Source organism: Zobellella maritima (genome assembly GCF_003075035.1).
GTDB lineage: Bacteria > Pseudomonadota > Gammaproteobacteria > Enterobacterales > Aeromonadaceae > Oceanimonas > Oceanimonas maritima.
Genome location: NZ_QCZE01000001.1, coordinates 2,353,226 through 2,377,376 on the forward strand (window position 1 = coordinate 2,353,226; position 24,151 = coordinate 2,377,376).

A 24,151-nucleotide genomic window follows, 5' to 3' on the forward strand; every position below is an offset into this window, starting at 1 on the left:
CTCTGAAAGCATCTCCAAAGGAATCCCTCACGGACAGGACGCATCGGTTAGGGCACCCAGTCCCGGCCTGCCGAGGAGCCCTTGGGCTACTCGGCTCACAACAATGACGACATGATCTTGCTGATCACCTTGGCCATTTCATTGAAGCAGGGCCGCCGGACCGAGTGGGTCCGGTAGAGCAGGGAAATGGTCCTGCTCGGCTCCAGATCAGTGACCGGCAGATAACGAACCCCCGCCGCTTCATGTTGTTGCCCAATCGCCAGCTTGGGGATCAGGGTCAGGCCGGAACCCGCCGCCACCATGTTGCGCAGGGTCTCAAGGCTCGTCGCCTGAAAATGGGTATCCTCGCCTACACCGGCGGCAAAACAAAAACCCATGGCCTGATCCCGCAGGCAATGCCCATCTTCCAGCATCAGTAGCTTCTCGCCCTTCAGCTCGCTCAATCCGACCTGCTGCCGCGTAGACCAGATATGCTCATCGGGCAGGGCCAGCATCATGGGCTCCTGATACAGGGGAATGGAACCAAAGTTATCCATCTCATCCAACTTGGCCAGGATCAGGCAATCCAGCTCCCCATCGGCCAACTGCTTTAACAATACCTGGGTCTGGGCTTCGTAGAGGTAAATATGCAACTCGGGAAAATGCTGCTTGAGGGCAGGAATAATATGGGGCAACAAATAGGGACCGACGGTCGGGATCAAGCCGATATGCAACTCACCAGACATGGGCTCGGTAAAGGTACGGGCGATATCCCTGAGCTCCTTGGTCGCCGCCAGCACCCGCCGGGCCTGGGTGGTTATGGCATCCCCTGCCGGGGTAAAGAGTACCTTGCGCGAGGTTCGCTCCATCAGCACCACCCCCAGCTCATCTTCCAGCTTGCGCAGTTGGCCGCTCAGGGTTGGCTGGCTGACAAAACACTTCTCTGCCGCCTTACGAAAATGCCGCTCTTCGGCCAGGGCAACCAGGTATTCCAGATCCCTTAAATTCACACTTTTTCCTATCCGTTACTACGTCTGGGTGCATTATTTACTTATTTTGCACAAAATAGAAAGGCCCAGCTCAGTCCCCCACCCCGCATTCCATGCAACGGTCGATAATTTTCGGCCCCAGGTGCAGCTTGTCATTCAGATCCCGTAACGCTGTCCTGACCCCTTCTTCGATCACCGGATGATAGAAAGGCATGTCCAGCATCTGCGCCACCGTCATTTTCTGTTGATGGGCCCAGGCCAGCAAATGCGCCAGGTGTTCCGCATCCGGGCCTATCATCTCGGCACCGAGGAACAGGCCGGTGCCCTGTTCCCCATAGACCCGCAGCAGCCCCTGATTACGCAACATCACCCGGCTGCGCCCCTGATCTTCAAAACTGACCTCGCCGGTGGTGAAACAGTCACATCCGCCGTAGCGTTTTTCCAGCTCCCGGTAGCTGACTCCCACCATGGCGATCTGCGGATCCGAAAAGACCACCGACAGCGTGCTGCGACGCAAGCCGGCGCGGATATCCGGGAAGCGGCCGGCATTATAGCCTGCGATCCGCCCCTGATCCGCCGCCTCATGCAACAGCGGCAGCTGGTTGCTGGCATCACCGGCCACAAACACATGAGGCAGGCTGGTTTGCATGGTATAGGCGTCGACGATTGGCACTCCCCTGTCATCCAGCATGATATCCAGCCGATCCAGGCCCAGCCGATCCACATTGGGGCGACGACCGGTGGTGGCAATCACATAGTCCACCTGAATCTGCTCGGTACCGCCATCGGCGTTACGAAAGTCAATGGCGACCCCGTCCCCCTGACGCTCCATCCTCGTGACCTTGGCATCCTCATCCAGGTAAAATTCCTGTCGAAAGGTCCGGGAGGCATAATCCATCACCTGTGGATCCGTGAGCGGCCCCACCTGCCCTCCCACCCCGAACATCCATACCTTGACGCCCAAGCGGTGCAGGGCCTGACCCAGTTCAAGGCCAATCACTCCGGGTCCGAATACCGCCACCGACTCGGGTAAATCATCCCAGTCAAAGACACCATCATTGACCAGCAGGCGATCGCCCAGCTCGTCCCATTGCGAGGGGTAGGTGGGACGGGAACCGGTAGCGATGATAATGGACTCGGCTTCGAGACGGGTGTGTCCATCGATCTCCAACAAATGGGCATCGACAAAGCGGGCCCGCCCCTCTAGCCGGTCTTCGGCAGGAATGGAATCGACCGACTCGAGCACAAACCCGACAAAACGATCCCGCTCCCGTTTGACCCTGTCCATCACCGCCTTGCCGTCGATACGGATCTCTCCGTCGATATGCACCCCGAAGCCGGGGGCCCGTGCAAGCTGATGCGCACTGTCGGCGGCGGCAATCAACAGCTTGGAGGGCATGCAGCCGACCCGGGCACAGGTAGTGCCATAGGGACCGGCCTCAATCATCTTTACGCTTTTGCCATGAGCCTTGGCACCCCGGTAGGCGGCAAGACCGGCGGTACCACTGCCGATTATCGCCACATCAACCTGTATCTGTTTCATCGCTTTTCCTCATCAGAAATCCGGAAAAAATATGGGGGCCCATGCCCCCATCCATTTGCCTAAGCCAGATAGTCGACCAGCTCATCGCTGCCGCCGATATGACGGCCATCGATAAATACCTGCGGTACCGTCGTCCGTCCGGACATGGCCTTGAGGGTGATACTGGTCGCATCCTGGCCCAGCACCACTTCTTCGAAGCGCATGCCTTTGTCCAGCAACAGTTGCTTGGCCCGGGCGCAGAACGGACAGCCAGGCTTGGTGAAGATGCTGACCGCAGACGGTTTCTTGGCTTCGGGGTTGAGGTATTCCAGCATGGTGTCCGCATCGGACACTTCGAAAGGATCTCCCGGCTTGTTCGGCTCGATGAACATTTTTTCAATGATGCCATCCTTCACCAGCATGGAATAACGCCAGGAGCGCTTGCCGAAGCCCAGATCCTGCTTGTCCACCAGCATGCCCATGCCGTCGGTAAACTCGCCATTGCCGTCCGGGATCACCCGGATATTGTCGGCTTCCTGATCCGCCAGCCAGGCGTTCATCACGAAGGTGTCGTTGACACTGATACAGACGATGTCGTCGACGCCGTTTTCGAACAGCACAGGTGCCAGCTCGTTATAGCGTGGCAGATGGGTAGCAGAACAGGTCGGGGTGAAGGCGCCCGGCAGCGAAAACACCACCACGGTTTTGTCCTTGAAGATATCGTCGCTGGTGACGTCCAGCCACTGATCCTGATGACGGGTACGGAAGGTTACCTGGGGTACGCTTTGGCCGGTCTTGTTGGTCAACATAAGATGTCCTCGTTTGGTTGTTCACTCACTCGATGGACTCAGTATGCCGGGTTCAGTTTGATATATTAAATCGTTTAAATAACAAAAACTGATAGCCTGTGACTATCAATATAAGAAATGAGGAATGGCTTATCCATTCCCCATTCCTTCTATAACAGGATCTTAACTCTGGCCGTTCAGCCATCCCTTGTACAACTGATCCTTGAGCTGATGACGGCGCAATTTGAGTTCTTCAAAATTAGCATCGGAAATGGGCATATTCCGGGATTCCAGTCCCTCTATCTCATGATTCAGCTTATGATATTCTCGAGCCAGCTGGGCAAAATCCGGATTGTTCTGCTTGAGCTCCTGAATTTTTTCTGCATATTCGGGAAACTCGTCGGTAAGCGCATGTCTCATTAGCCAACTCCTCATTGACAGGGGATAATTTAACTATAGACGAGCATTTCCTCCGGTACCTTGGCCAGCGCCGCCTCCACCACTTCTATACCGGCACCGGGCTTATGGGCGTTCTCGCTCAGGTGCCGACGCCAGGCACGGGCGCCGGGCAGCCCCTGAAAAATGCCCAGGGTATGGCGGGTAATATTGCCCAGGTAACAACCCTTGCCAAGTTGCTGCTCAATATAGGGTAACAGCTGACGGATCACCTCGTGCCGACTGGGCGCCACCGTTTGCGCACCGAACAGTTCCCTGTCCACCTGCGCCAACAGATAGGGGTTTTGATACACCTCCCGTCCCAGCATGACACCATCAAGATGCTGCAGGTGCTCCCTGGCCTCCGTCAGGGTTTTGATGCCGCCATTAATGGCCATGGTCAATCCGGGGTAATCCGCCTTGAGCCGGTATACCCGCTCATAGTCCAGCGGGGGGATTTCCCGGTTTTCCTTGGGACTCAGCCCCTTCAGCCAGGCCTTGCGTGCATGCACCACCAGGGCGTCGGTACCCACCGCCAGCAAAGACTCCACCAGGGTACAGAGAAACTCGTAGCTGTCCTGCTCATCGATGCCGATGCGGGTCTTGACCGTCACCGGGATCGCCACCACCGCCTTCATGGCCGCGACACAGTCGGCGACCAGTCCCGGCTCTGCCATCAGGCAGGCACCGAACATACCGTTTTGCACCCGATCGGAGGGACAGCCGACGTTCAGGTTGATTTCGTCATAACCCCGCTGCTCGGCCATCACCGCGCATTGGGCCAGCGCCTGAGGATCACTGCCGCCGAGTTGCAGCACCAACGGATGTTCCTGTTCGTTAAATGCCAGGTAATCCCCCTTGCCATAGAGAATGGCGCCGGTGGTCACCATCTCCGTATACAGCTGAGCATGTCGGCTCAGCAGGCGATGAAAATAGCGACAATGTTTATCCGTCCAATCGAGCATCGGAGCAACGGAGAAGCGGGCACTGGGGTACTGACTCATAATTGATGACTTTTTGCTCATAAAGGCGCGCATTATACCCAAGCCCACCCACAGACCCAAATCCGGATCCGTCAAAGTTATGCCGGCCTGTGCTAATATGCCGACAAACGATAACCAGGATCTCTGCCATACATATGTCTGTTCAACGACAGCTGGAACAAGCCGAACGTTTATGCCAGCAACGCAGCGTACGCTTCACCCCGACCCGGCGCCACGTATTCACCCTGCTCGCCGAGCACAAGGGGGCAGTCAGCGCCTATGAACTGCTGGACAGACTCAAGCAGCTGGAACCCAATGCCAAGCCACCAACCGTGTATCGAGCCCTGGATTTTTTGCTGTCTCAGGGTTTTGTGCATAAGGTTGAATCACTGAACGCCTTTTTATTCTGTGATCATTTCGCCAAGCATCATCCGATGCAGCTGTTGATTTGTGACAACTGCGGCCTGGTGATCGAATTGCATGATGAGGCCATCAATCAGGCCTTTAACCAACAGGCAGAGCAACATGGCTTCGCCATTACCAACCAGACCATAGAAGCTCACGGCCATTGTGGGCAATGCCGGAAAACATGAAGGAACGAACGGCCGGATTCAGCCGATAAGAGGGAGTCTTATGGGTACTCTAATCAAATGGATATTGATCCTGGGGATCCTGTTCATGGCGCTGAGCGAAGTGGATATGAACACCTCGCTGTACAAATATGAAGAAAACCAGGTAGAAATCACCTTCCCCAGCTGGCAGGCGGAGCAGCCCTGGATACATATAAAATGGAACCCGGGCAAGGATGAATGGTTATATCAGTGGCGCCCTGAAAACTGAGCCGGGTGGGATGTCGGCTCTATAGGAGATGGCCGGGCAGACAGCCCGACCCGAGCAAGCGAGTAAAGGGCCGACGCCCTGCCGCTAATTGGGGCGGGGACGTGCCCAGCCCCGAAGCGGCACTCATGCTCAGTAACGGGCTCCCCCTAAATATATTCCAGACGGGGGCGTGCGGTCATCCGGGTCACCAGCTCGTAGGCGATGGTGCCCACATGACGGGCCACTTCTTCCGCCGCCAGGCCTTCGCCCCATAAAATCACCTCGTCACCGACTTTATCGGTGGCTTCCGGTCCCAGGTCGACGGTGGCCATATCCATCGATACCCGACCGGCCAGCGGTACCTTGCGACCATTGATCAGTACGGGGGTACCGGCTGGTGCGGTCCTGGGATAACCATCCCCATAACCGACGGCAATCACCCCGATGCGGGTATCCCGCGGACTTACCCAGGAGCCCGCATAGCCGACCGGCTCGCCTGCCTTGTGCTCGCGCACCGCTATCAGACTGGAGGTAAAGGTCATGGCCGGACGCAGACCGAAATCCGTGCCCTGCTGATCGCCGAACGGCGTGATGCCATAGAGCATGATGCCCGGGCGTATGTAGTCACAATGGGCCTCGGGAAAGGCCAGCACCCCTGCGGAATTACAGAGGGCCGTGGCCTTGACCCGCCCTTGGGTAAGCTGCTTGAACTCGTCTATCTGAGCCTGGGTCACGGCATTTTGATCGGGCTCGTCGGCGCGGGCGAAATGGGTCATGGCGTTCACCGGCTGAATCACCTGCGGCAAACGGGCCAGGCGGGCGAACACACCTTCCACCTGTTCCGGGCGAAAGCCCACCCTGTGCATACCAGAATCGATCTTGACCCAGACGGTCACCGGTGCTGTCAGTGGCGTTTGTTCCAGGGTCTCCAGCTGGGCCAGATGGTGGATACAAATATGGAAATTCTGCAGCGCCGCCTGTTCCAGCTGGGCGCGATTGAAGAAGCCTTCGAGCAGCAGTATGGGGTGGCGTATACCGCCGGCACGGAGCTGTTGGGCCTCTTCAAAACGGGCCACGGCAAACATGTCCGCCTCTGGCAGGGCTGCCGCCACCGACAGGGCTCCATGTCCGTAGGCATTGGCCTTGACCACCGCAATCGCCCTGGCCTGGGGGGCCAGACGCTTAGCAACATTCAGATTATGCCTGATCGCCTCCAGGTTGATACGGGCCACCGCCCCTTTCGCATCCATGACAGCTCCTTAATAATCATCATCGAAATCCGGTCCGGCATAATTGTCAAAGCGGGAATACTGCCCCTGAAATGTCAGCCGGACCTTGCCTATAGGTCCATTACGTTGCTTGCCTATGATGATTTCGGCGATGCCCTTGTCCGGGCTGTCATCGTGATAGACCTCATCACGATAGATAAACATGATTAAATCCGCGTCCTGCTCGATAGAGCCGGATTCACGCAAATCCGAGTTGACCGGCCGTTTGTCGGCCCTCTGCTCCAGGCTCCGGTTGAGCTGGGACAAGGCCACCACGGGCACACTCAGCTCCTTGGCCAGCGCCTTGAGCGAGCGCGAGATTTCGGCTATCTCCAGGGTCCGGTTATCGGACAGGCTGGGGACCGTCATCAATTGCAGGTAATCCACCATGATCATGCTGATCCCCCCGTGTTCCCGGGCCACACGGCGGGCCCGGGAACGCACTTCGGTCGGGGTCAGGCCGGAAGAGTCGTCTATATAGAGCTGACCCTTTTCCAGCAACATGCCCATGGTCGACGACAATCGCGCCCAGTCTTCATCATCCAGTTGCCCCGTGCGTATGCGGGTTTGATCGATACGCCCGAGGGAGGCAAGCATCCGCATAATAATCTGCTCTGATGGCATTTCCAAGGAGAAAATGAGTACTGGTTTGTCGTTTGTTAGTGCAGCATGCTCGCAAAGATTCATTGCAAAAGTCGTTTTACCCATAGAGGGGCGGGCCGCCACTATAATCAAATCCGAAGACTGGAGTCCGGCAGTTTTTTTATCCAAATCCGTGTAGCCGGAGGACACCCCGGTGATGCCCTGATGGGGGTTTTTATACAGATCTTCGATACGATCTATGGTTTTCTCCAGCAGCACCCGTAACGGTTGCGGGCCTTCATTGGCACTGGTACGGCTTTCGGCTATCTTGAAGACCTTGGTTTCAGCCAGGTCCAACAAATCCGATGAGTTCCTGCCTTGGGGGTCGAAACCCGCCTCGGCAATTTCATTGGCAACGGCGATCATCTCCCTCACCACCGCCCGCTCCCGCACTATATCTGCATAGGCGCCTATGTTGGCGGCACTGGGGGTGTTCTTGGCAATCTCTACCAGATAGGAAAAACCGCCGACCGTCTCCAGGGCTTCGTGCCGTTCCAGCTCCTCCTGCACGGTGATCAGATCGACCGGATTATTCGCCTGGGCCAGCCTCTGCATGGCCTGAAAAATAAGCCGGTGGGGACGGCTGTAGAAATCGCTTTCGGAGACCTTCTCCGCCACCCGGTCCCAGGCATTGTTATCCAGTAACAGACCACCCAGTACCGACTGCTCCGCCTCGAAGGAATGGGGGGGCATCTTGAGCTGAGCCACGGCCTTGTCTGTCTTGCTGGCGGTTTTCTCTGTCATCGGCTGTCTCTGGTGCGGGGAAAAGGCTATTATCGGGATTTTTGGGGGCGGCATAAAGCCTGGCGCCAAAAAGCCCGCCGGTTAAGGGGCAAATGGACTTCACCGGCTCCATAACACCAACGCTCGTTCAATATCTGTTTCGCTGATGGGCATTGATATCCATATTCTTTGCTGGTGCCGAGTGTCGACGGAACATACTACCCGAAATACCGAAGTTGATTAAATAAAACCCATCCCTGGTTGACATAATATGTCCCTGCTTTAGGATGTTGCCTATCTGTAACACAAGGAAAATACCATGCGTAAATTTCTGGCCCTGTTTACCCTGATCTTCGCGGTCAGTATCAGCACCACCTCCTTCACCGCTGAGGCCAAAAAATTCGGCAGCAGCCGTTCGGTCGGCAAGAGCTTCAAGACCGCACCCAGCCAGCCAACCAAACAAACCACTAATACCGCCAGCAACGGTCAGACTCAGCAACCGAAAAAATCCGGCCTGATGGGGGGCCTGCTCGGTGGCTTGCTGGCCGGCGGCATGCTCGCCTGGCTGCTCGGCTCCGGCGCCTTCGAAGGCTTCCAGATAATGGATTTCCTGATGATCGCCCTGGCCGCCTTCGTGATCTTCCGCATCATCAAGGCCTTGCGCCAGAGCAAGGCACCTGCTCCCAGGGCCGCCTATAACGGCCCGCAGCAGTTTGAAGCGCCTGCCGCTGCCCCACAGGCCGCCAGCGCTGGGACGGGTTTTGCCGCCAGCGACGTGCCGTTCAACCTGCCTGCCGGTTTCGATATGCATGCCTTCCTGCAGGGAGCCCGCGACCACTACCGCACCCTGCAGCAGGCCTGGAACATCAACGATCTGGAAAAAGTCCGCGAATATGTCTCCCCCGAGCTGTTTGCCGAGCTGAGCCAGGAGCGGGCCACACTGACCGGCGAGCAGCACACCGAAGTGATGTTTGTGGATGCCGAACTGGTTCGCGCCGATCACACCTCTTATCAGGCCCAGGTCAGCGTCAAGTTCAGCGGCCGCTATCGCGACAGCCAGGAAGCGCTTGAGCAGGATATCCACGAGATCTGGCACCTGGAGCGGGATCTCACCCAGGCCAATGCCCCCTGGCTGGTCGTCGGCCTGGAAGAAAATGCCTGAGCGTTTTCCAATCCAAACTGACAAAGGCGCCTGCGGGCGCCTTTTCTTTTTCTGTATGTTTTGTCAAAAGCGACATGGAAATGAGGTTCGGAATAATACCAATCACACTAAACATATGATCATATTTGGGCCATCGTTTCAGCGGCAACACAGCCGTCTCCCACGACACGCCGTAAACCATCCCTGGGGCACGGGAATGCCGTCCATGGCATTTCACGGTCGGGGGAGACGTTCTCTGTTGCCTCTTCAGCTACACCGAGTTGCCTGCAAGCAGTTCTAACAGGCGATGCCGGAGCATTAAGGAGAACAAAGGGAGCTACTCCACCGACCATCACATAACAAGGATGTCATGTGCTGAGCGCAGAGGGGGCGAGCTTGTCTCGCCGTGACGAGGGGTTTCAGCCTGACCGAGTATCCAGTGAATATTCGCAGTAGGCTGAAACCCTGAGTGTCATTCGTCTGAGCGGGTCGGCAGAGCGGGCCTTTTGTCCGACGTTTACACAGAAATGAAATAGCTCATTTGTTTAATGGGACTGGTATGAGCAGTGGCTTTATCAGTAAGCGAAAACAGAAAAGGCGCCCGCAGGCGCCTTTTCTTCCAGCAAATATCAAACCCGGACTTAGCCCACCAGTGCCAGCAACACACCAGCCGCTACCGCCGAGCCCAACACACCGGCCACATTGGGGCCCATGGCATGCATCAGCAGGAAGTTCTGGTTGTTGGCTTCCAGACCCATCTTGTTGACCACCCGAGCCGCCATGGGTACGGCAGACACACCGGCGGCACCGATCAGCGGGTTGACCTTGCCACCGGACAGCTTGCACATCAGCTTGCCCATCAGCAGGCCGCCTGCGGTACCGATGGAGAACGCTACGGCGCCCAGACCCAGGATACCCAGGGTCTCCACATTCAGGAACTTGTCCGCCGACAGCTTGGAGCCCACCGCCAGACCCAGGAAGATGGTGACGATATTGATCAACTCGTTCTGGGCCGTCTTCGACAGGCGGTCCACCACCCCGGATTCCTTCATCAGGTTACCCAGACAGAACATACCCACCAGTGGCGCGGCCGACGGCAGGAACAGTATGGTCAGGGTCAGCACCGCCAGCGGGAACAATACCTTCTCACGCTTGCTCACATGACGCAGCTGCGCCATCTGGATGGAACGCTCCTGCTCCGTGGTCAGCAGCCGCATGATCGGTGGCTGAATGATGGGCACCAGCGCCATGTAGGAGTAGGCCGCCACCGCGATGGCACCCAGCAGATCCGGAGCCAGCTTGGATGCCAGGAAGATCGCCGTCGGGCCGTCCGCCCCGCCGATGATGGCGATGGCCGAGGCATCCGCCAGGGTGAAGTTGAAGCCAGGCAGGAAGTTCAGGGCAATGGCACCAAACAAGGTGGCAAAGATACCAAACTGCGCCGCCGCGCCCAGCAACAGGGTCTTGGGATTGGCAATCAGGGCACCGAAGTCGGTCATGGCCCCTACCCCCATGAAGATCAGCAGCGGGAATACACCCGAGCCGATACCCACTTCATAGACGTAGTACAGGATCCCACCCGGCTCGGCCATGCCCGCATTGGGAATATTGGCCAGCACGCCACCGAAACCGATGGGCAGCAACAGCAGGGGCTCGAAGCCCCTGGCAATGGCGAGATAGATTAGCAACAGGCCGACCGCGATCATCACCAGTTGCTTCCAGTGGAAGTTGGCCAGGCCGGTTTCCAGCCACAGGGTTAGCAAAGAATCCATTTTTGCTCCTTAGGCCAGGCTAACCAGGGGATCGCCAACGGATACGGCATCCCCCTCTTTCACCAGCACATTCAGCACCTGACCGGCGCGGGATGCGCGTACTTCGGTTTCCATCTTCATGGCTTCCAGGATCAACAGCACATCACCGGCCGCCACCTGGGTGCCCTGCTTGGCCACCACCTTGAAGATATTCCCGGCCAGCGGAGCCGGCACGGCCTCGCCGGAGCCGGCTGGCGCAGCAGCAGGCGCTGCAGGAGCCGCTGCGGCCGGAGCGGGGGCTGCCTGGGCACTGTGTACGGCGCTGATGCTGCCGGAAGGTCCCACTTCCACTTCATAGACCTGACCATCGATCCTGACCGCATACACTTCGGGACCACCCGCCGGCTGGCTGGCGGCGCTTGCCGCTTTGGCCTTGGGAGCCTCGGCGCTGGGAGCCGGTTCAAAGGCGCTGGCATCGTCCCGATTACGGATAAACTTCAGGCCGATCTGCGGGAACAGGGCATAGGTCAAGACGTCGTCCACCTCCGCATCGGCGACCCGCAGCCCCTCGGCCTTGGCAATGTCACCGAATTCGGCGGTCAGCTTGTCCAACTCGTCACTGAGCAGGTCCGCCGGGCGGCAGGTAATGGGCTCGGCACCGGCCAGGACCCGCTGTTGCAGTTCCTTGTTGACCGGGGCGGGTGCCGCACCGTATTCACCTTTCAGGATACCGGCGGTCTCCTTGGTGATGCTCTTGTAGCGCTCGCCGGTCAGCACGTTGATCACCGCCTGGGTACCCACAATCTGGGAAGTAGGGGTCACCAGGGGAATAAAGCCCAGATCTTCCCGCACCCGGGGGATTTCCTGCAGCACTTCGTCCATCTTGTCGGCGGCCCCCTGTTCCCTCAGCTGGCTTTCCATATTGGTCAGCATGCCACCGGGAACCTGGGCCAGCAGGATGCGAGAGTCGACCCCTTTCAGGCTGCCCTCGAACTGGGCATATTTTTTACGCACCTCGCGGAAATAGGCAGCAATCTCTTCCAGCTTGACCAGATCCAGCCCGGTATCCCGTTCCGTGCCCTCGACCATGGCCACCAGGGTTTCGGTCGGCGAATGACCATAGGTCATGCTCATGGAAGAAATGGCCGTATCCAGTATATCAATGCCGGCATCAATTGCCTTCATATGGGTCGGCAGGCTCAAGCCGGTGGTTGCATGGCAGTGCAGCGCCAGGGGCAGGTCCACCTCGGCCTTGATGCTCTTGATCAGTTTCTCGGCCTCGTAGGGCTTGAGCAGGCCGGACATATCCTTGATACAGATAGAGTGACAGCCCAGATCCTGCAGGCGCTTGGCCATGTCGACCCACATCTGCAGGGTATGCACGGGAGAGGTGGTATAGGAAATGGTGCCCTGGGCATGGCCTTCAACAGCGACGGTTGCCTTGATGGCTGTCTCCAGGTTACGTACATCGTTCATGGCGTCGAAGATGCGATAGACATCCATGCCGTTGGTGCGGGCACGTTCGACAAATTTGTAGACCAGGTCATCCGCATAATGGCGGTAGCCCAGCAGATTCTGACCCCGCAACAGCATTTGCTGCTTGGTCTTGGGCATGGCCTTCTTCAGGGCGCGCAGGCGCTCCCAGGGATCCTCGCCCAGGTAGCGAATACAGGCATCAAACGTCGCACCACCCCAGGTTTCCAGTGACCAGTAGCCGATATCATCCAGCTTCTCGGCAATGGGTAACATGTCTTCCAGCCGCAGGCGGGTGGCAAGCAGGGATTGGTGGGCGTCACGCAACACCACATCAGTGATGGCAAGTGGTTTAGTCATAGTTGACGAAGCTCCGTTAAGTTCCGTTTTCGGTTGTCCTGCCTGAAACAGGCTTAGATGTTTTTATTTTTCTTATATTGCGCGATGGCAGCACTGATGGCGGCCAGCTGCTGCGATGACAGCCCGTTCGTCGCCACCGCAGCCGGGGCGGCAGCGGCGGGCACAGGGGCTGCCTCGGCAGCAAAGCGGGATAGAACCTTGATTGCCAGGATCACCAGGGAAAGGAAGGAAAAAACAAACGCCATTCCCAGCCCCATCAGGGAGCCGGCTTCCAGTAGTTGAGATGTAGCATCGGTCATCAGCATGCTCCTTGCTGTCTAAATATCCGGCCAAGAGCATACCCAGCTTGAGGCTAGCTTGGCAATGTTACGATCCTAAAAATGTTGTAAAGATTACAAAAAAAATATAAACCAGCCAAAATTACGCATTTTTCATGCTGATATTTAAGAATAAACATGCAAAAAATGCATCAAATATGTTTTTTGTATACAAAATATCGTGAGATGAAGCTGGTGATCGACGACAGGAAGTGGGAACGGGAACTGACAGAAATAAAAAAACCGGCAATCAGCCGGTCTTTCTTGAATGGCGCATCCGGGAGGATTCGAACCTCCGACCGCTCGGTTCGTAGCCGAGTACTCTATCCAGCTGAGCTACGGATGCATTTTTTAACTGCTAAGAAAGGGTTTGACATTCAGATGGCGCATCCGGGAGGATTCGAACCTCCGACCGCTCGGTTCGTAGCCGAGTACTCTATCCAGCTGAGCTACGGATGCATTATCTAAATATATAACACTGACTTGAAATATGGCGCATCCGGGAGGATTCGAACCTCCGACCGCTCGGTTCGTAGCCGAGTACTCTATCCAGCTGAGCTACGGATGCGTAAATGGCGGTGAAGGAGGGATTCGAACCCTCGATGCGGGTATAAGCCGCATACTCCCTTAGCAGGGGAGCGCCTTCAGCCTCTCGGCCACCTCACCGTGTTTGCGGGGCGTATATTACCGTCAGGCCAAAATAAGTCAAACACTTTTCCAACCTGATTTTATCGTTCGAACAGTCTTTAAACACAATGGGTTAAAAGCCAGCAATCAGAACAAAAAACGCCCCGATATGCTTAGTAATTGCCTTCCTGGCCTGGTGCTTTCTCTGCCTGTATGCGCATGTAAATTTCTTCGCGGTGCACAGAGACTTCTTTCGGCGCGTTCACACCAATGCGTACCTGGTTACCCTTAACACCCAATACGGTTACGGTGACTTCATCACCTATCATCAGGGTTTCCCCTACTCGACGCGTCAATATCAGCATTTAGGCTGCTCCTGTTTAATCCGATTTTTCGTTATAAATGTTATTTATTATCTAATATGTGCGCTAAAAAACCTAGCATTATGCTAAGTCACAGATGGGGGCGATATATTAAAATTCAAGGGGCCTGTCGATGACAGGCCCCTTGATGATTATAACCGCTCGCTCAACCAGGGAGTGACCGAAGCCAGCGCCGAGGGCAACCGAGTCGGCTCGGTGCCGCCGGCCTGGGCCATATCGGGCCGGCCGCCGCCCTTGCCACCCACCTGCTGGGCTACCAGATTCACCAGCTCACCGGCCTTGACCTTGCCGGTCAGGTCCTTGGTAACCCCGGCAATCAGGCTGACCTTGTCGTCATTGACCGTCGCCAGCAGCACGACGCCAGACTGCAGCTTGTTCTTGAGATCATCCAGGGAGCCGCGCAAAGATTTGGCATCCACTCCGTCCAGGTTGGCCACCAGCACCTTGATGCCGTTGACTTCCGTCACCTGTTCCAGCAGAGAGGCCCCGGCATGAGCGGTCAGCTTGGCCTTGAGCTGTTCAATTTCCTTCTCCAGCTGACGGCTGCGATCCAGCACCTGCTTGACCTTGGCGGAAACGGAAAACAAGTCGCCTTTAACCAGGCCCGCCGTCTGGGCGATTTCCTGGTCCAGCTGGTGCAGATAAGCCAGGGCCGCATCTCCGGTAACCGCCTCGATACGACGGATCCCGGCAGCGATGCCACTCTCCGAGAGTATCTTGAACAGGCCGATATCTCCGGTGCGCTGCACATGGGTACCACCACACAATTCGGTTGAGGCATCGCCCATGGCCACCACCCTAACCTCATCTTCGTATTTCTCGCCAAACTGCGCCATGGCGCCGGTACTTTTGGCGTCATCCAGATCCATCAGGCGGGTGGATACCTCATGGTTGGCCCGGATTTCCCGGTTCACCATATCTTCCACTTCCCGCACTTCCTGAGCGCTCATGGCTTCCAGGTGGGAAAAGTCGAAACGCAGCCGGTCCGGCTCGACCAGGGAACCTTTCTGCACCACATGCTTGCCCAGCACTTTACGCAGGCAGGCATGCAGCAGGTGAGTTACCGAGTGGTTGAGGGCGGTAGCATTGCGGCGAGTACCGTCTACCTCGGCGGTCACCGCTTCACCGACTTCCAGGGTGCCCAGTTCCAGGTAGCCCAAATGCAGGATGGCGTTGCCCGTCTTCTGGGTATCTTTCACCACAAACAGACCATCATCCATCTTCAGCACACCGGCATCGCCTACCTGGCCGCCGGACTCGGCGTAGAACGGCGTTTTCTCCAGCACCACGGCCCCTTCCTCCCCGGCGATCAGCGCCGGTACGGCCTCACCGTCACGGAACAGCGCGATCACCTGGGAAGCGTCGGCCAGATGCTGGTAGCCGGTAAAGGCACTGCGCCCCTCGACCTTGAGCACCTTGGTGTAATCAGCCCCAAAGTTGGAGGCTTCCTTGGCCCGCTCCCGCTGCTGATTCATCAGCACTTCAAAACCGGCCTCATCTATGCTCAGCTCCCGGTCACGCAACACGTCCGCCGTCAGGTCGGCAGGGAAACCATAGGTATCGTACAACTTGAATACCACCTCTCCCGGCAGCACCTTGCTGTCGCCAAGCCCCTCGATGGCGTCTTCCAGCAGCTGCAGGCCCCGATCGAGGGTGCGGGCAAACTGCTCTTCTTCCAGACGCAGTACCTTTTCAATCAAGCCACGCTGGGTATTCAGCTCCGGGTAGGCATCGGACATCTGTTCACAGAGGGCGCCAACCAGGGTATGGAAGAAGCTGGTGGTCGCCCCCAGCTTGCGGCCATGGCGCACGGCACGCCGAATGATGCGGCGCAGCACATAGCCACGGCCTTCATTGGACGGCATCACGCCATCGGCGATCAGGAAAGAGCAGGAACGAATATGATCCGCGATCACCCGCAGGGATTTGTTATCCAGATCCCGGGTACCCACCGCTTCGGCCGCCGCCTTGATCAGTGCCTGGAACAGATCAATCTCGTAGTTGGAATGCACCCCCTGCAGTATGGTTGCAATCCGTTCCAGACCCATGCCGGTATCGACCGACGGCTTGGGGAGTGGCTCCATGGTACCATCGGCCTGGCGGTTGAACTGCATAAACACCAGGTTCCAGATTTCAATATAACGATCACCGTCTTCTTCCGGGCTGCCGGGAGGCCCCCCCCAGATCTGCTCACCATGATCGTAGAAGATTTCGGTACAGGGGCCACAGGGACCCGTATCCCCCATGGTCCAGAAGTTGTCGGAAGCAAATTTTGCCCCCTTGTTATCGCCGATCCGCACAATGCGCTCGGCAGGCACCCCGATTTCCTTGTTCCAGATGTCGAAGGCTTCGTCATCGGTTTCGTAAACGGTCACCCACAGTTTGTCCTTGGGCAGGTTGACCACACCGGTCAGGAATCCCCAGGCAAAGCGGATCGCATCCTGCTTGAAGTAATCGCCGAAGCTGAAGTTGCCCAGCATTTCAAAGAAGGTGTGGTGACGGGCGGTATAACCCACGTTTTCCAGATCATTATGTTTGCCGCCTGCCCGGACACAACGCTGGGAAGTCACTGCCCTGTTATAGGCCCGTTGTTCTATCCCCAGGAAAAGATCCTTGAACTGGTTCATGCCCGCATTGGTAAACAGCAGGGTCGGATCGTTATGGGGAACCAGCGAACTGGAAGACACGACCTGATGGCCGTGATTGCGAAAATACTCGAGAAACGCGGTGCGTAACTCAGATGTGGTCATCTGCATGGACAATCCTGTTATGTTCCGGAGATCGATAGGCGTTAACCCTGATAATTTAAAAGTTATCCGGCTTAATGTAAAACGCCCCCTGAGATTGGGGGCGAATATGGCAAAGAAATTGCCCGTCCGTATCCGGTTTGGACACATTTGAAGAGATCAGTCTCCATCCCGACTCATCGCATACTGGATATGTTCATGATTGAATCCCCTGCCCTGTAAATAACGTATCCGCCTGGCACGCTCTCTGGGCAGCAGGGTCGCTTCATGCTCAAAACGGGAAAGGTAGCAGGTCCTGGCCAGCTCAAACCAGTCGACCTCCGCCTCGGCCAGCGCCTGTTCGCCCAGGGACTGGGCAACGCCCTTGTGCATCAGCTCGGCCCTGATCCGCATGGGGCCATGCTTTTTCAATACCTGCTGACGCACCAGCAGGGCAGCGAAGCGGCTGTCCTGCAACCAGTTTTGTTGTTCCAGCCGCTCAAGCACAGCAGAAACCAGTGGCTCGGGGAATTGCCGCCGGCGCAACTTGGTCATCAACTCACGGCGGCTGTGTTCACGGCGGGACAGCAGCCGCAAGGCGCTGTCCCAGACCTGTTGGAGGTCGTCATTCATGCGGGAACATCCCTGGCAAAGGGCGGAGAATACTCCGCCTCAGCCCCCGGAACAGGACCGGATAACACGGTCTTCGAGATCAGAATTCGTGCTCGCCACCGTCGATGCCATCAAGCTCGGGAACCGCAGCCTTGCCCTCTTCATCCTTTGCTGAACCGGGGGCCAGCAACAGCATCTGCCGCAGCTGTTGCTCGATTTCGTCGGAGATGGGCTTATGCTCCAGCAGATACTTGATCGAGTTGGCCTTGCCCTGGCCAATCTTGTCGCCCTTGTAGCTGTACCAGGCACCGGCCTTCTCGATCAGCTTGTGCTTGACGCCCAGCTCGATTAATTCGCCTTCCTTGGAAATCCCCGCACCATAGAGGATCTGGAACTCGGCCTGCTTGAATGGCGGCGCCACCTTGTTTTTGACCACCTTGACCCGGGTTTCGTTACCCACTACTTCATCGCCGTCCTTGATCGAACCGATACGACGAATATCCAGGCGCACCGATGCATAGAACTTGAGGGCGTTGCCGCCGGTGGTGGTTTCCGGGCTGCCGAACATCACCCCGATCTTCATGCGGATCTGGTTGATAAAGATGCACAGGCAGTTGGCACTCTTGATATTGCCGGTCAGCTTGCGCAGCGCCTGGGACATCAGGCGGGCCTGCAGGCCCACATGAGAGTCGCCCATTTCACCTTCAATCTCGGCGCGAGGTGTCAGTGCCGCCACCGAATCGACGATGATCACATCGACGGCCCCTGAGCGCACCAGCATGTCGCAGATTTCCAGCGCCTGCTCACCGGTATCAGGCTGGGACACCAGCAGATCGTCCACATTTACGCCCAGCTTGCCGGCGTAAACCGGATCCAGGGCATGCTCGGCATCAACGAAAGCACAGACCTTGCCCTGGCGCTGGGCCTCGGCAACCACCTGCAGGGTGAGGGTCGTCTTGCCGGATGATTCAGGGCCGTAGATCTCGACGATACGACCGGTTGGCAGGCCACCGATGCCCAGGGCAATATCCAGCGACAGGGAGCCGGTAGAAATGGCCTCGACATTCAAGGCCTTGTTGTCGCCCAGGCGCATAATGGAGCCTTTGCCAAATTGTTTTTCAATCTGGCCGAGGGCGGCAGCCAAGGCTTTTTCTTTGTTCTGATCCATGCAAGTCTCCGCTGAATAAAGCGTGTAATAACCTAGTGAGTATACTGTTTATTCGTACAGTATCAAGTGTGAGTTCAACTCAACTGCTGCAGGCAGCCTTCGAGGGCTACAGCGATCGCCTGCAACCTGACCTCGCTCCGATCGCCGGCCAACGTCAGGCAACGGCTGCTGAGCTTGTCTTCCGGCTGCAGATACCAGGCCAGCCAGACGGTACCGACCGGCTTGTCGGGGGTTCCGCCACCGGGCCCGGCAATACCACTAATGGCCACGCTCAACTGCGCATCGGAATGCGCGCAGGCGCCTTTGGCCATGGCGATGGCCACAGCTTCACTGACTGCCCCCTGTTCCGCAATAAGCCCGGCGGGCACACCCAGCATCTCGGTCTTGGCCCCATTGGAGTAGGTGACAAAACTGCGATCAAACCAGACGGAACTCCCCGCTATTTCCGTCATGGCATAGGCAACACCTCCACCGGTACAGGATTCCGCCGTGGTGGCCAGAAAACCGCGGGCGGACAGGGCACGCCCCAAACGTTGGGCCAGCTGAGTAAGGTGTGTATCCCGGTGCATCATACGATCCTGAGCTGAGCCAAATATCCTGTTATTATGACGACTTGCCCCGCCGGCGCAAACCCCGATGACGGCAGGCATCCGGGAGGCAGGCACACCGGTGCCGAAAATACCTTAAAATGAAACCATAAGGCATTGATTGTAAATATGAAGCAAGACCTATCCCAGCATACCCCCATGATGCAACAGTATCTTTCCCTTAAGTCCCAGCATCCCGACATATTGCTGTTCTATCGTATGGGTGACTTTTACGAGCTGTTTTATGACGATGCCAAGAAAGCCTCCCGCCTGCTGGATATCTCCCTGACCAAGCGGGGCCAGTCCGCCGGCACCCCGATTCCCATGGCCGGCGTCCCTTATCATGCCGCCGAAAACTACCTGGCTCGCCTGGTACAGCTGGGGGAGTCGGTCGCCATCTGCGAGCAGGTCGGCGATCCCGCCACCAGCAAGGGGCCGGTCGAGCGACAGGTGGTTCGCATCGTGACCCCCGGCACCCTGTCTGATGAAGCCCTGCTCAATGAGCGTCAGGATAACTGTCTGGCGGCGGTGTACCACGATGGTCAGCAATTCGGTTACGGCATCATCGACGTCAGTACCGGTCGCTTCGTGATCAATCAGTTTCATGGAGAAGAGGCCCTGGCCGCCGAACTGCAACGCACCCAGCCGGCCGAACTGCTGTACCCGGAGGGTTTTGCCTGGTTCTCGCTTATCGAACAGCGCAAGGGCCTGCGCCGCCGGCCGGAGTGGGAGTTTGATCTGGGCACGGCTCGACACCTGTTATGCCAGCAGTTCGGCACCCGGGATCTGATTGGTTTCGGTGTGGAACAGGCCGCCACCGCGCTGTGTGCCGCGGGCTGCCTACTGCAGTATGTAAAGGATACCCAGCGCACCGCCCTGCCCCATATCAATGCCATTCGCCTGGAGCGGGCCCAGGACATGGTGATCATGGACGCAGCCACCCGCCGCAACCTGGAGTTGACCCTGAATCTGGCCGGCTCTGTGGAAAACACCCTGGCGGAGGTGCTGGATGGTACCGCTACCCCCATGGGCAGCCGTCTGCTCAAACGCTGGCTGCATCAACCCAGCCGCAACCTGCCCGAGTTACAGCGCCGCCTGGATCTGATTGCCATCCTGCAAGAACATGGCCGTCATGAAGATATCAAGCCGCTACTGCGTCAGATTGGCGATATGGAACGGGTACTGGCCCGCCTGGCCCTGCGTTCTGCCCGCCCCCGGGACTTGAGTCGGCTGCGCTCGGCCCTGCTGGTCCTGCCCGAACTGCAGGCGCTGCTTGCCGACGCCGCCCCTGGCTGTCTGGAACCCCTGGCCCGACGTATTTCCGCCTTTCCCGAACTGGCCGAGCTGCTGGAAAACGCCATCGTCGACAATCCCCCGGTCGTGATCCGCGACGGAGGGGTGATCCGCGACGGTTACCATCCCGAACTGGATGAATTCCGGGAGCTGGCAGCCGGTGCTCATCGTTACCTGGAAGAACTGGAAGAAAGAGAAAAGCTCAGTACCGGCATCCACACCCTGAAGGTTGCCTACAACCGAGTGCATGGTTTCTACATAGAGGTGGGTCGCGCCAGCGCCCACCTGGTCCCCCCCCACTATGTGCGCCGCCAGACCCTGAAAAACAACGAGCGCTACATTATTCCCGAACTGAAAGAGTACGAAGACAAGGTACTCAACGCCCAGAGCAAGGGCCTGGCCCTGGAGAAAAAACTGTACGAAGGTCTGCTCGAGCGCCTGCTGCAGGAGCTGGCGCCACTGCAGCAAAGCGCTGCGGCACTGGCCGAATGCGACGTGTTTGCCAACCTCGCGGAACGCGCCGAGACCCTCGGCTATTGCCGTCCCGAACTGACCGAAGAGGAAGTGATAGATATAGAGGAAGGGCGCCATCCGGTGGTGGAACAGGTGATGGCGGAACCCTTTATCGCCAATCCTCTGGCTCTGTCCTCTAACCGCAAGATGCTGGTGATTACGGGGCCGAATATGGGGGGCAAATCAACCTATATGCGACAAACCGCCCTGATCGTGTTGATGGCCTATATCGGTTCCTATGTGCCGGCACAAAAAGCCAGGATCGGCAGGATAGACCGTATCTTTACCCGTATCGGCGCCTCCGACGATCTGGCCTCCGGCCGCTCCACCTTTATGGTGGAAATGACGGAAACCGCCAATATTCTCAACAACGCCAGCCGCCACAGCCTGATCCTGATGGATGAAATCGGTCGCGGTACCAGCACCTATGATGGCCTGGCCCTGGCCTGGGCCTGCGCCGACGCCCTCGCCAACCGGCTGCATGCCTATACCCTGTTTGCCACTCATTATTTTGAGCTGACCCAGGTCGCCGAACTCTGGCCGGCCGTAGCCAATGTCCATCTGGATGCGGTCGAGCACCAGGATACCATCGCCTTTATGCATGCGGTGCAGGAAGGGGCAGCCAGCCGCTCCTACGGCTTGCAGGTGGCCGCCCTGGCCGGTGTCCCCAAAGCAGTGCTGGCCCTGGCCAAGCAAAAGCTGAGTGAGCTGGAAGCAGGCCAGAAACCGGCTCCCGCCGCCTCACCGCAGATGGCTCCCGCCCAGCAGTCACTGCCATTGATCACAGAAGATGGCGCCCTGCTGTTGCTGGACAAGCTGGATCCGGACGAGCTGAGTCCGAAACAAGCACTGGACATGCTATACCGATTAAAGGCGGCCCGAACAAGCGAAGAATAGGGAATAGGGATTGGTAAACGGACAATCAGGGGGCGGGGTTACCAGTCCCGTCCCCTGAATCCTCGCAACTAACAGTCGTTCAGTAGTCGCGTCGCTTAGTCGTCATGAAACAGGGTATCAATAGAGAGTCCCTGCTGAGTCAGAATATCCTTTAACCGGCGCAGGGCCTCGACCTGGATCTGCCGCACCCGCTCCCGAGTCAGGCCAATTTCCCGTCCTACATCTTCCAGGGTGGAGGCCTCATATCCCAGCAGGCCGAAACGGCGGGCCAACACTTCCCGCTGCTTGGGATTCAGCTCCTCCAGCCAATGCACCAGGCTGAGTCGCATATCATCATCCTGCGTCTCACTTTCCGGATCGGTATCTCGCTCGTCGGTGATCACATCCAGCAAGGCCTTGTCGCCATCTCCGCCAATGGGCATATCCACCGAACTAATCTTCTCGTTCAGCTTCAACATTCGGGATACGTCTTCGACCGATTTGTCGAGGGCGTCGGCAATTTCCTCTGCGGTGGGCTCATGATCGAGCCGGTGGGCAAGCTCTCGGGCCGTCCTCAGGTAGACATTGAGTTCTTTCACCACATGGATGGGTAAACGGATGGTGCGGGTCTGGTTCATGATGGCCCGCTCTATGGTCTGGCGGATCCACCAGGTCGCATAGGTGGAAAAACGGAAACCGCGCTCGGGATCAAATTTCTCTACCGCGCGGATCAGACCCAGGTTGCCCTCTTCAATCAGATCCAGCAGCGCCAGTCCCCGGTTGTTATAACGACGGGAAATTTTCACCACCAGCCGTAAGTTGGACTCTATCATCCGCTTACGGGCCGCCAAATCCCCTCGCAAGGCCCGGCGGGCATAGTGTACTTCTTCTTCTGCGGTGAGCAGCGGAGAAAATCCGATTTCCCCCAAATACATTTGGGTCACATCCAGGCTGCGCAGGCTGGGTGTATTCAGGATTTCCTCTTCAAGCACAACCTCCTGCTCATCGTTAACGGCCTCGTCATCGCTCGCATCCTGCTCGGCATCGGCCTTATAGTCCACCTTGTCATCGTGGATAATTTTTTTATCATGACTCATGGCAGTTCTCCCTAAATCCGGGTACTACCCGACTCCCGGAGTCTATCGCTTCGGCAGATAACGCATCGGATCAACCGATGTTCCCTGATAACGGATTTCAAAATGTAACCGTACATCAGTGGCGCCACTGCTTCCCATATCTGCTATGTGCTGCCCCGCCTTCACCATCTGCTTGTCCTGCACTCGCAGGACATCATTGTGAGCGTAAGCCGACAGGTAATTGTCATCATGCTTGATGATAATCAGATTACCGTATCCACGTAGCGCGCTTCCTGCGTAAACCACCCTACCTTCCGCTGCGGCCGTTACTGCCTGCCCCCGCTCTCCTCGAATATCGATTCCCTTGTTGCCGGTCTCTGCCAGCGAGAAGCCCGAGATGACAGAACCTTTGGTCGGCCATTGCCAGGTAATTACGGATTTGACAGCGGCGTTATTTTGTACTCTAGTTCCAGCGTATTCCTTTCCTGGGGAGGGTGCAAGCCCCTGGCCAGGTTTTGTATCGCTGCTCGTACCTGCCGGAATCCGTGATTTGGGTAGAGTCGAAGCGCTCCTGCTCGACACCGGCTTCGAAGTATTGGCAACCCGGCTCCCCTCCACCGATCTGCTTGTGACTCGACTTGTAGCAGGCGCTTTCGGCGCCTCGATCCGGGCGCGATTCAGTATGAGCTTCTGACCCACAAAGATGCGATAAGGCGGGACCAGACCATTGAGGGTGGCCAGGTCGGCGACTGAATTGGAATGTTGCTGGGCGATACGACTGAGGGTATCACCGCTTTTGACCCGATACACGGGACGGCTGATCCCGGGCACATCCATGCGGATCACCTGACCGGGATAAATCTGGTAGGGAGAGTGAATACCATTATGTCTGGCCAGGGTGGGCACATCTGTCCCCACCAGCCAGGCGATGGAATAGAGGGTATCGCCCTTGGCGACAATATACCGATTGGGATCCTGAAACTGACCATGGGCATGGGCCCCCAGGTTCATTACCGGCGCGGGGCGGGAAGGTGAAGAGGAAGTACAAGCCGTCAGCAGCAGGATCAACGACAGCATGATCCCACCGCCCAGACAAGACT

General features: G+C 57.4%; 21 protein-coding genes and 4 tRNA genes. 4 read left to right on the forward strand and 21 right to left on the reverse strand.

Annotated elements, in window-relative coordinates; translation table 11 throughout:
• Positions 1-95: 95 nt before the first annotated feature.
• From oxyR to dusA, 5 genes are all read right to left on the reverse strand, one after another.
• Positions 96-989: a DNA-binding transcriptional regulator OxyR gene (oxyR, locus tag DCS96_RS10885; RefSeq protein WP_116474287.1), complete on the reverse strand. Its 894-nt coding sequence runs from the start codon at positions 987-989 to the stop codon at positions 96-98.
• Between the two features lie 70 nt (positions 990-1,059).
• Positions 1,060-2,511, reverse strand: coding sequence for a dihydrolipoyl dehydrogenase (locus tag DCS96_RS10890; RefSeq protein WP_116474288.1), 1,452 nt, complete (start codon positions 2,509-2,511; stop codon positions 1,060-1,062).
• Between the two features lie 59 nt (positions 2,512-2,570).
• Positions 2,571-3,299, reverse strand: coding sequence for a glutathione peroxidase (locus tag DCS96_RS19065; RefSeq protein WP_116474289.1), 729 nt, complete (start codon positions 3,297-3,299; stop codon positions 2,571-2,573).
• Between the two features lie 162 nt (positions 3,300-3,461).
• Positions 3,462-3,698: a YdcH family protein gene (locus tag DCS96_RS10900; protein WP_198650004.1), complete on the reverse strand. Its 237-nt coding sequence runs from the start codon at positions 3,696-3,698 to the stop codon at positions 3,462-3,464.
• Between the two features lie 29 nt (positions 3,699-3,727).
• A complete protein-coding gene (dusA, locus tag DCS96_RS10905) occupies positions 3,728-4,717 on the reverse strand; it encodes a tRNA dihydrouridine(20/20a) synthase DusA (RefSeq protein ID WP_116474615.1) in 990 nt (329 codons plus the stop codon).
• A gap of 134 nt (positions 4,718-4,851) precedes the next feature.
• On the opposite strand from dusA, the gene zur reads away from it, so the two are divergent.
• Both zur and DCS96_RS10915 read left to right on the forward strand, forming a co-directional pair.
• Entirely contained in the window at positions 4,852-5,289 is a 438-nt protein-coding gene (gene zur / locus DCS96_RS10910) for a zinc uptake transcriptional repressor Zur (RefSeq protein WP_116474291.1), read from the forward strand.
• A gap of 40 nt (positions 5,290-5,329) precedes the next feature.
• Entirely contained in the window at positions 5,330-5,536 is a 207-nt protein-coding gene (locus DCS96_RS10915) for a hypothetical protein (RefSeq protein WP_116474292.1), read from the forward strand.
• Between the two features lie 146 nt (positions 5,537-5,682).
• On the opposite strand, the gene alr is transcribed toward DCS96_RS10915, so the two are convergent.
• Positions 5,683-6,765 (reverse strand): alanine racemase, encoded by a 1,083-nt coding sequence (gene alr / locus DCS96_RS10920; RefSeq protein WP_116474293.1) that lies wholly within the window; start codon positions 6,763-6,765, stop codon positions 5,683-5,685.
• A 9-nt stretch (positions 6,766-6,774) separates the two neighbouring features.
• Entirely contained in the window at positions 6,775-8,169 is a 1,395-nt protein-coding gene (gene dnaB, locus DCS96_RS10925; protein WP_116474294.1) for a replicative DNA helicase, read from the reverse strand.
• A 298-nt stretch (positions 8,170-8,467) separates the two neighbouring features.
• On the opposite strand from dnaB, the gene DCS96_RS10930 reads away from it, so the two are divergent.
• Positions 8,468-9,310 (forward strand): Tim44 domain-containing protein, encoded by an 843-nt coding sequence (locus tag DCS96_RS10930; protein ID WP_116474295.1) that lies wholly within the window; start codon positions 8,468-8,470, stop codon positions 9,308-9,310.
• A gap of 620 nt (positions 9,311-9,930) precedes the next feature.
• Here DCS96_RS10930 and DCS96_RS10935 read toward each other — a convergent pair.
• The 12 genes from DCS96_RS10935 to DCS96_RS10990 all read right to left on the reverse strand — a co-directional run bounded on the left by DCS96_RS10935 (position 9,931) and on the right by DCS96_RS10990 (position 19,275).
• The gene (locus tag DCS96_RS10935; RefSeq protein ID WP_116474296.1) at positions 9,931-11,061 is read right to left on the reverse strand and encodes a sodium ion-translocating decarboxylase subunit beta; all 1,131 of its coding nucleotides are present in this window, start codon (positions 11,059-11,061) and stop codon (positions 9,931-9,933) included.
• Positions 11,062-11,070: 9 nt separating this feature from the next.
• On the reverse strand, positions 11,071-12,873 hold the full coding sequence (gene oadA, locus DCS96_RS10940; RefSeq protein ID WP_116474297.1) for a sodium-extruding oxaloacetate decarboxylase subunit alpha: 1,803 nt from the start codon (positions 12,871-12,873) through the stop codon (positions 11,071-11,073).
• A gap of 53 nt (positions 12,874-12,926) precedes the next feature.
• Positions 12,927-13,178, reverse strand: coding sequence for an OadG family protein (locus DCS96_RS10945; RefSeq protein ID WP_116474298.1), 252 nt, complete (start codon positions 13,176-13,178; stop codon positions 12,927-12,929).
• A gap of 281 nt (positions 13,179-13,459) precedes the next feature.
• Positions 13,460-13,536: transfer RNA gene (locus DCS96_RS10950), tRNA-Arg, on the reverse strand.
• Positions 13,537-13,572: 36 nt separating this feature from the next.
• Positions 13,573-13,649: transfer RNA gene (locus tag DCS96_RS10955), tRNA-Arg, on the reverse strand.
• A gap of 32 nt (positions 13,650-13,681) precedes the next feature.
• Positions 13,682-13,758: transfer RNA gene (locus DCS96_RS10960), tRNA-Arg, on the reverse strand.
• Positions 13,759-13,763: 5 nt separating this feature from the next.
• Positions 13,764-13,856 (reverse strand) — tRNA-Ser (locus DCS96_RS10965).
• A gap of 134 nt (positions 13,857-13,990) precedes the next feature.
• Positions 13,991-14,182 carry a carbon storage regulator CsrA gene (csrA, locus tag DCS96_RS10970; protein ID WP_116474299.1) on the reverse strand — a complete coding sequence of 64 codons (192 nt, stop codon included), beginning with the start codon at positions 14,180-14,182 and terminating at the stop codon, positions 13,991-13,993.
• A 149-nt stretch (positions 14,183-14,331) separates the two neighbouring features.
• Positions 14,332-16,956, reverse strand: coding sequence for an alanine--tRNA ligase (gene alaS, locus DCS96_RS10975; protein WP_116474300.1), 2,625 nt, complete (start codon positions 16,954-16,956; stop codon positions 14,332-14,334).
• A gap of 150 nt (positions 16,957-17,106) precedes the next feature.
• The gene (locus tag DCS96_RS10980; RefSeq protein WP_116474301.1) at positions 17,107-17,559 is read right to left on the reverse strand and encodes a regulatory protein RecX; all 453 of its coding nucleotides are present in this window, start codon (positions 17,557-17,559) and stop codon (positions 17,107-17,109) included.
• A gap of 79 nt (positions 17,560-17,638) precedes the next feature.
• Entirely contained in the window at positions 17,639-18,706 is a 1,068-nt protein-coding gene (gene recA, locus DCS96_RS10985; RefSeq protein ID WP_116474302.1) for a recombinase RecA, read from the reverse strand.
• 74 nt (positions 18,707-18,780) lie between these two features.
• A complete protein-coding gene (locus tag DCS96_RS10990; protein WP_116474303.1) occupies positions 18,781-19,275 on the reverse strand; it encodes a CinA family protein in 495 nt (164 codons plus the stop codon).
• Between the two features lie 147 nt (positions 19,276-19,422).
• On the opposite strand from DCS96_RS10990, the gene mutS reads away from it, so the two are divergent.
• Positions 19,423-21,996, forward strand: a complete 2,574-nt coding sequence (gene mutS, locus DCS96_RS10995; RefSeq protein ID WP_408646000.1) for a DNA mismatch repair protein MutS — start codon at positions 19,423-19,425, stop codon at positions 21,994-21,996.
• Positions 21,997-22,091: 95 nt separating this feature from the next.
• On the opposite strand, the gene rpoS is transcribed toward mutS, so the two are convergent.
• Together rpoS and DCS96_RS11005 are read right to left on the reverse strand one after the other, a co-directional pair.
• On the reverse strand, positions 22,092-23,072 hold the full coding sequence (gene rpoS, locus DCS96_RS11000) for an RNA polymerase sigma factor RpoS (RefSeq protein WP_116474304.1): 981 nt from the start codon (positions 23,070-23,072) through the stop codon (positions 22,092-22,094).
• A 42-nt stretch (positions 23,073-23,114) separates the two neighbouring features.
• A complete protein-coding gene (locus tag DCS96_RS11005; RefSeq protein WP_232818227.1) occupies positions 23,115-24,128 on the reverse strand; it encodes a peptidoglycan DD-metalloendopeptidase family protein in 1,014 nt (337 codons plus the stop codon).
• Between the last annotated feature and the right edge of the window lie 23 nt (positions 24,129-24,151).

Coding starts and splice junctions, on each gene's coding strand:
- DCS96_RS10945 (WP_116474298.1), bottom strand. CDS start 13,178: ATGCTGATGACCGATGCTACATCTCAACTACTGGAAGCCGGCTCCCTG.
- dusA (WP_116474615.1), bottom strand. CDS start 4,717: ATGAGTCAGTACCCCAGTGCCCGCTTCTCCGTTGCTCCGATGCTCGAT.
- alr (WP_116474293.1), bottom strand. CDS start 6,765: ATGGATGCGAAAGGGGCGGTGGCCCGTATCAACCTGGAGGCGATCAGG.
- DCS96_RS10930 (WP_116474295.1), top strand. CDS start 8,468: ATGCGTAAATTTCTGGCCCTGTTTACCCTGATCTTCGCGGTCAGTATC.
- DCS96_RS10915 (WP_116474292.1), top strand. CDS start 5,330: ATGGGTACTCTAATCAAATGGATATTGATCCTGGGGATCCTGTTCATG.
- zur (WP_116474291.1), top strand. CDS start 4,852: ATGTCTGTTCAACGACAGCTGGAACAAGCCGAACGTTTATGCCAGCAA.
- DCS96_RS10935 (WP_116474296.1), bottom strand. CDS start 11,061: ATGGATTCTTTGCTAACCCTGTGGCTGGAAACCGGCCTGGCCAACTTC.
- DCS96_RS11005 (WP_232818227.1), bottom strand. CDS start 24,128: ATGCTGTCGTTGATCCTGCTGCTGACGGCTTGTACTTCCTCTTCACCT.
- mutS (WP_408646000.1), top strand. CDS start 19,423: ATGAAGCAAGACCTATCCCAGCATACCCCCATGATGCAACAGTATCTT.
- DCS96_RS10900 (WP_198650004.1), bottom strand. CDS start 3,698: ATGAGACATGCGCTTACCGACGAGTTTCCCGAATATGCAGAAAAAATT.
- csrA (WP_116474299.1), bottom strand. CDS start 14,182: ATGCTGATATTGACGCGTCGAGTAGGGGAAACCCTGATGATAGGTGAT.
- DCS96_RS10890 (WP_116474288.1), bottom strand. CDS start 2,511: ATGAAACAGATACAGGTTGATGTGGCGATAATCGGCAGTGGTACCGCC.
- recA (WP_116474302.1), bottom strand. CDS start 18,706: ATGGATCAGAACAAAGAAAAAGCCTTGGCTGCCGCCCTCGGCCAGATT.
- rpoS (WP_116474304.1), bottom strand. CDS start 23,072: ATGAGTCATGATAAAAAAATTATCCACGATGACAAGGTGGACTATAAG.
- oadA (WP_116474297.1), bottom strand. CDS start 12,873: ATGACTAAACCACTTGCCATCACTGATGTGGTGTTGCGTGACGCCCAC.
- dnaB (WP_116474294.1), bottom strand. CDS start 8,169: ATGACAGAGAAAACCGCCAGCAAGACAGACAAGGCCGTGGCTCAGCTC.
- alaS (WP_116474300.1), bottom strand. CDS start 16,956: ATGCAGATGACCACATCTGAGTTACGCACCGCGTTTCTCGAGTATTTT.
- DCS96_RS19065 (WP_116474289.1), bottom strand. CDS start 3,299: ATGTTGACCAACAAGACCGGCCAAAGCGTACCCCAGGTAACCTTCCGT.
- DCS96_RS10980 (WP_116474301.1), bottom strand. CDS start 17,559: ATGAATGACGACCTCCAACAGGTCTGGGACAGCGCCTTGCGGCTGCTG.
- DCS96_RS10990 (WP_116474303.1), bottom strand. CDS start 19,275: ATGCACCGGGATACACACCTTACTCAGCTGGCCCAACGTTTGGGGCGT.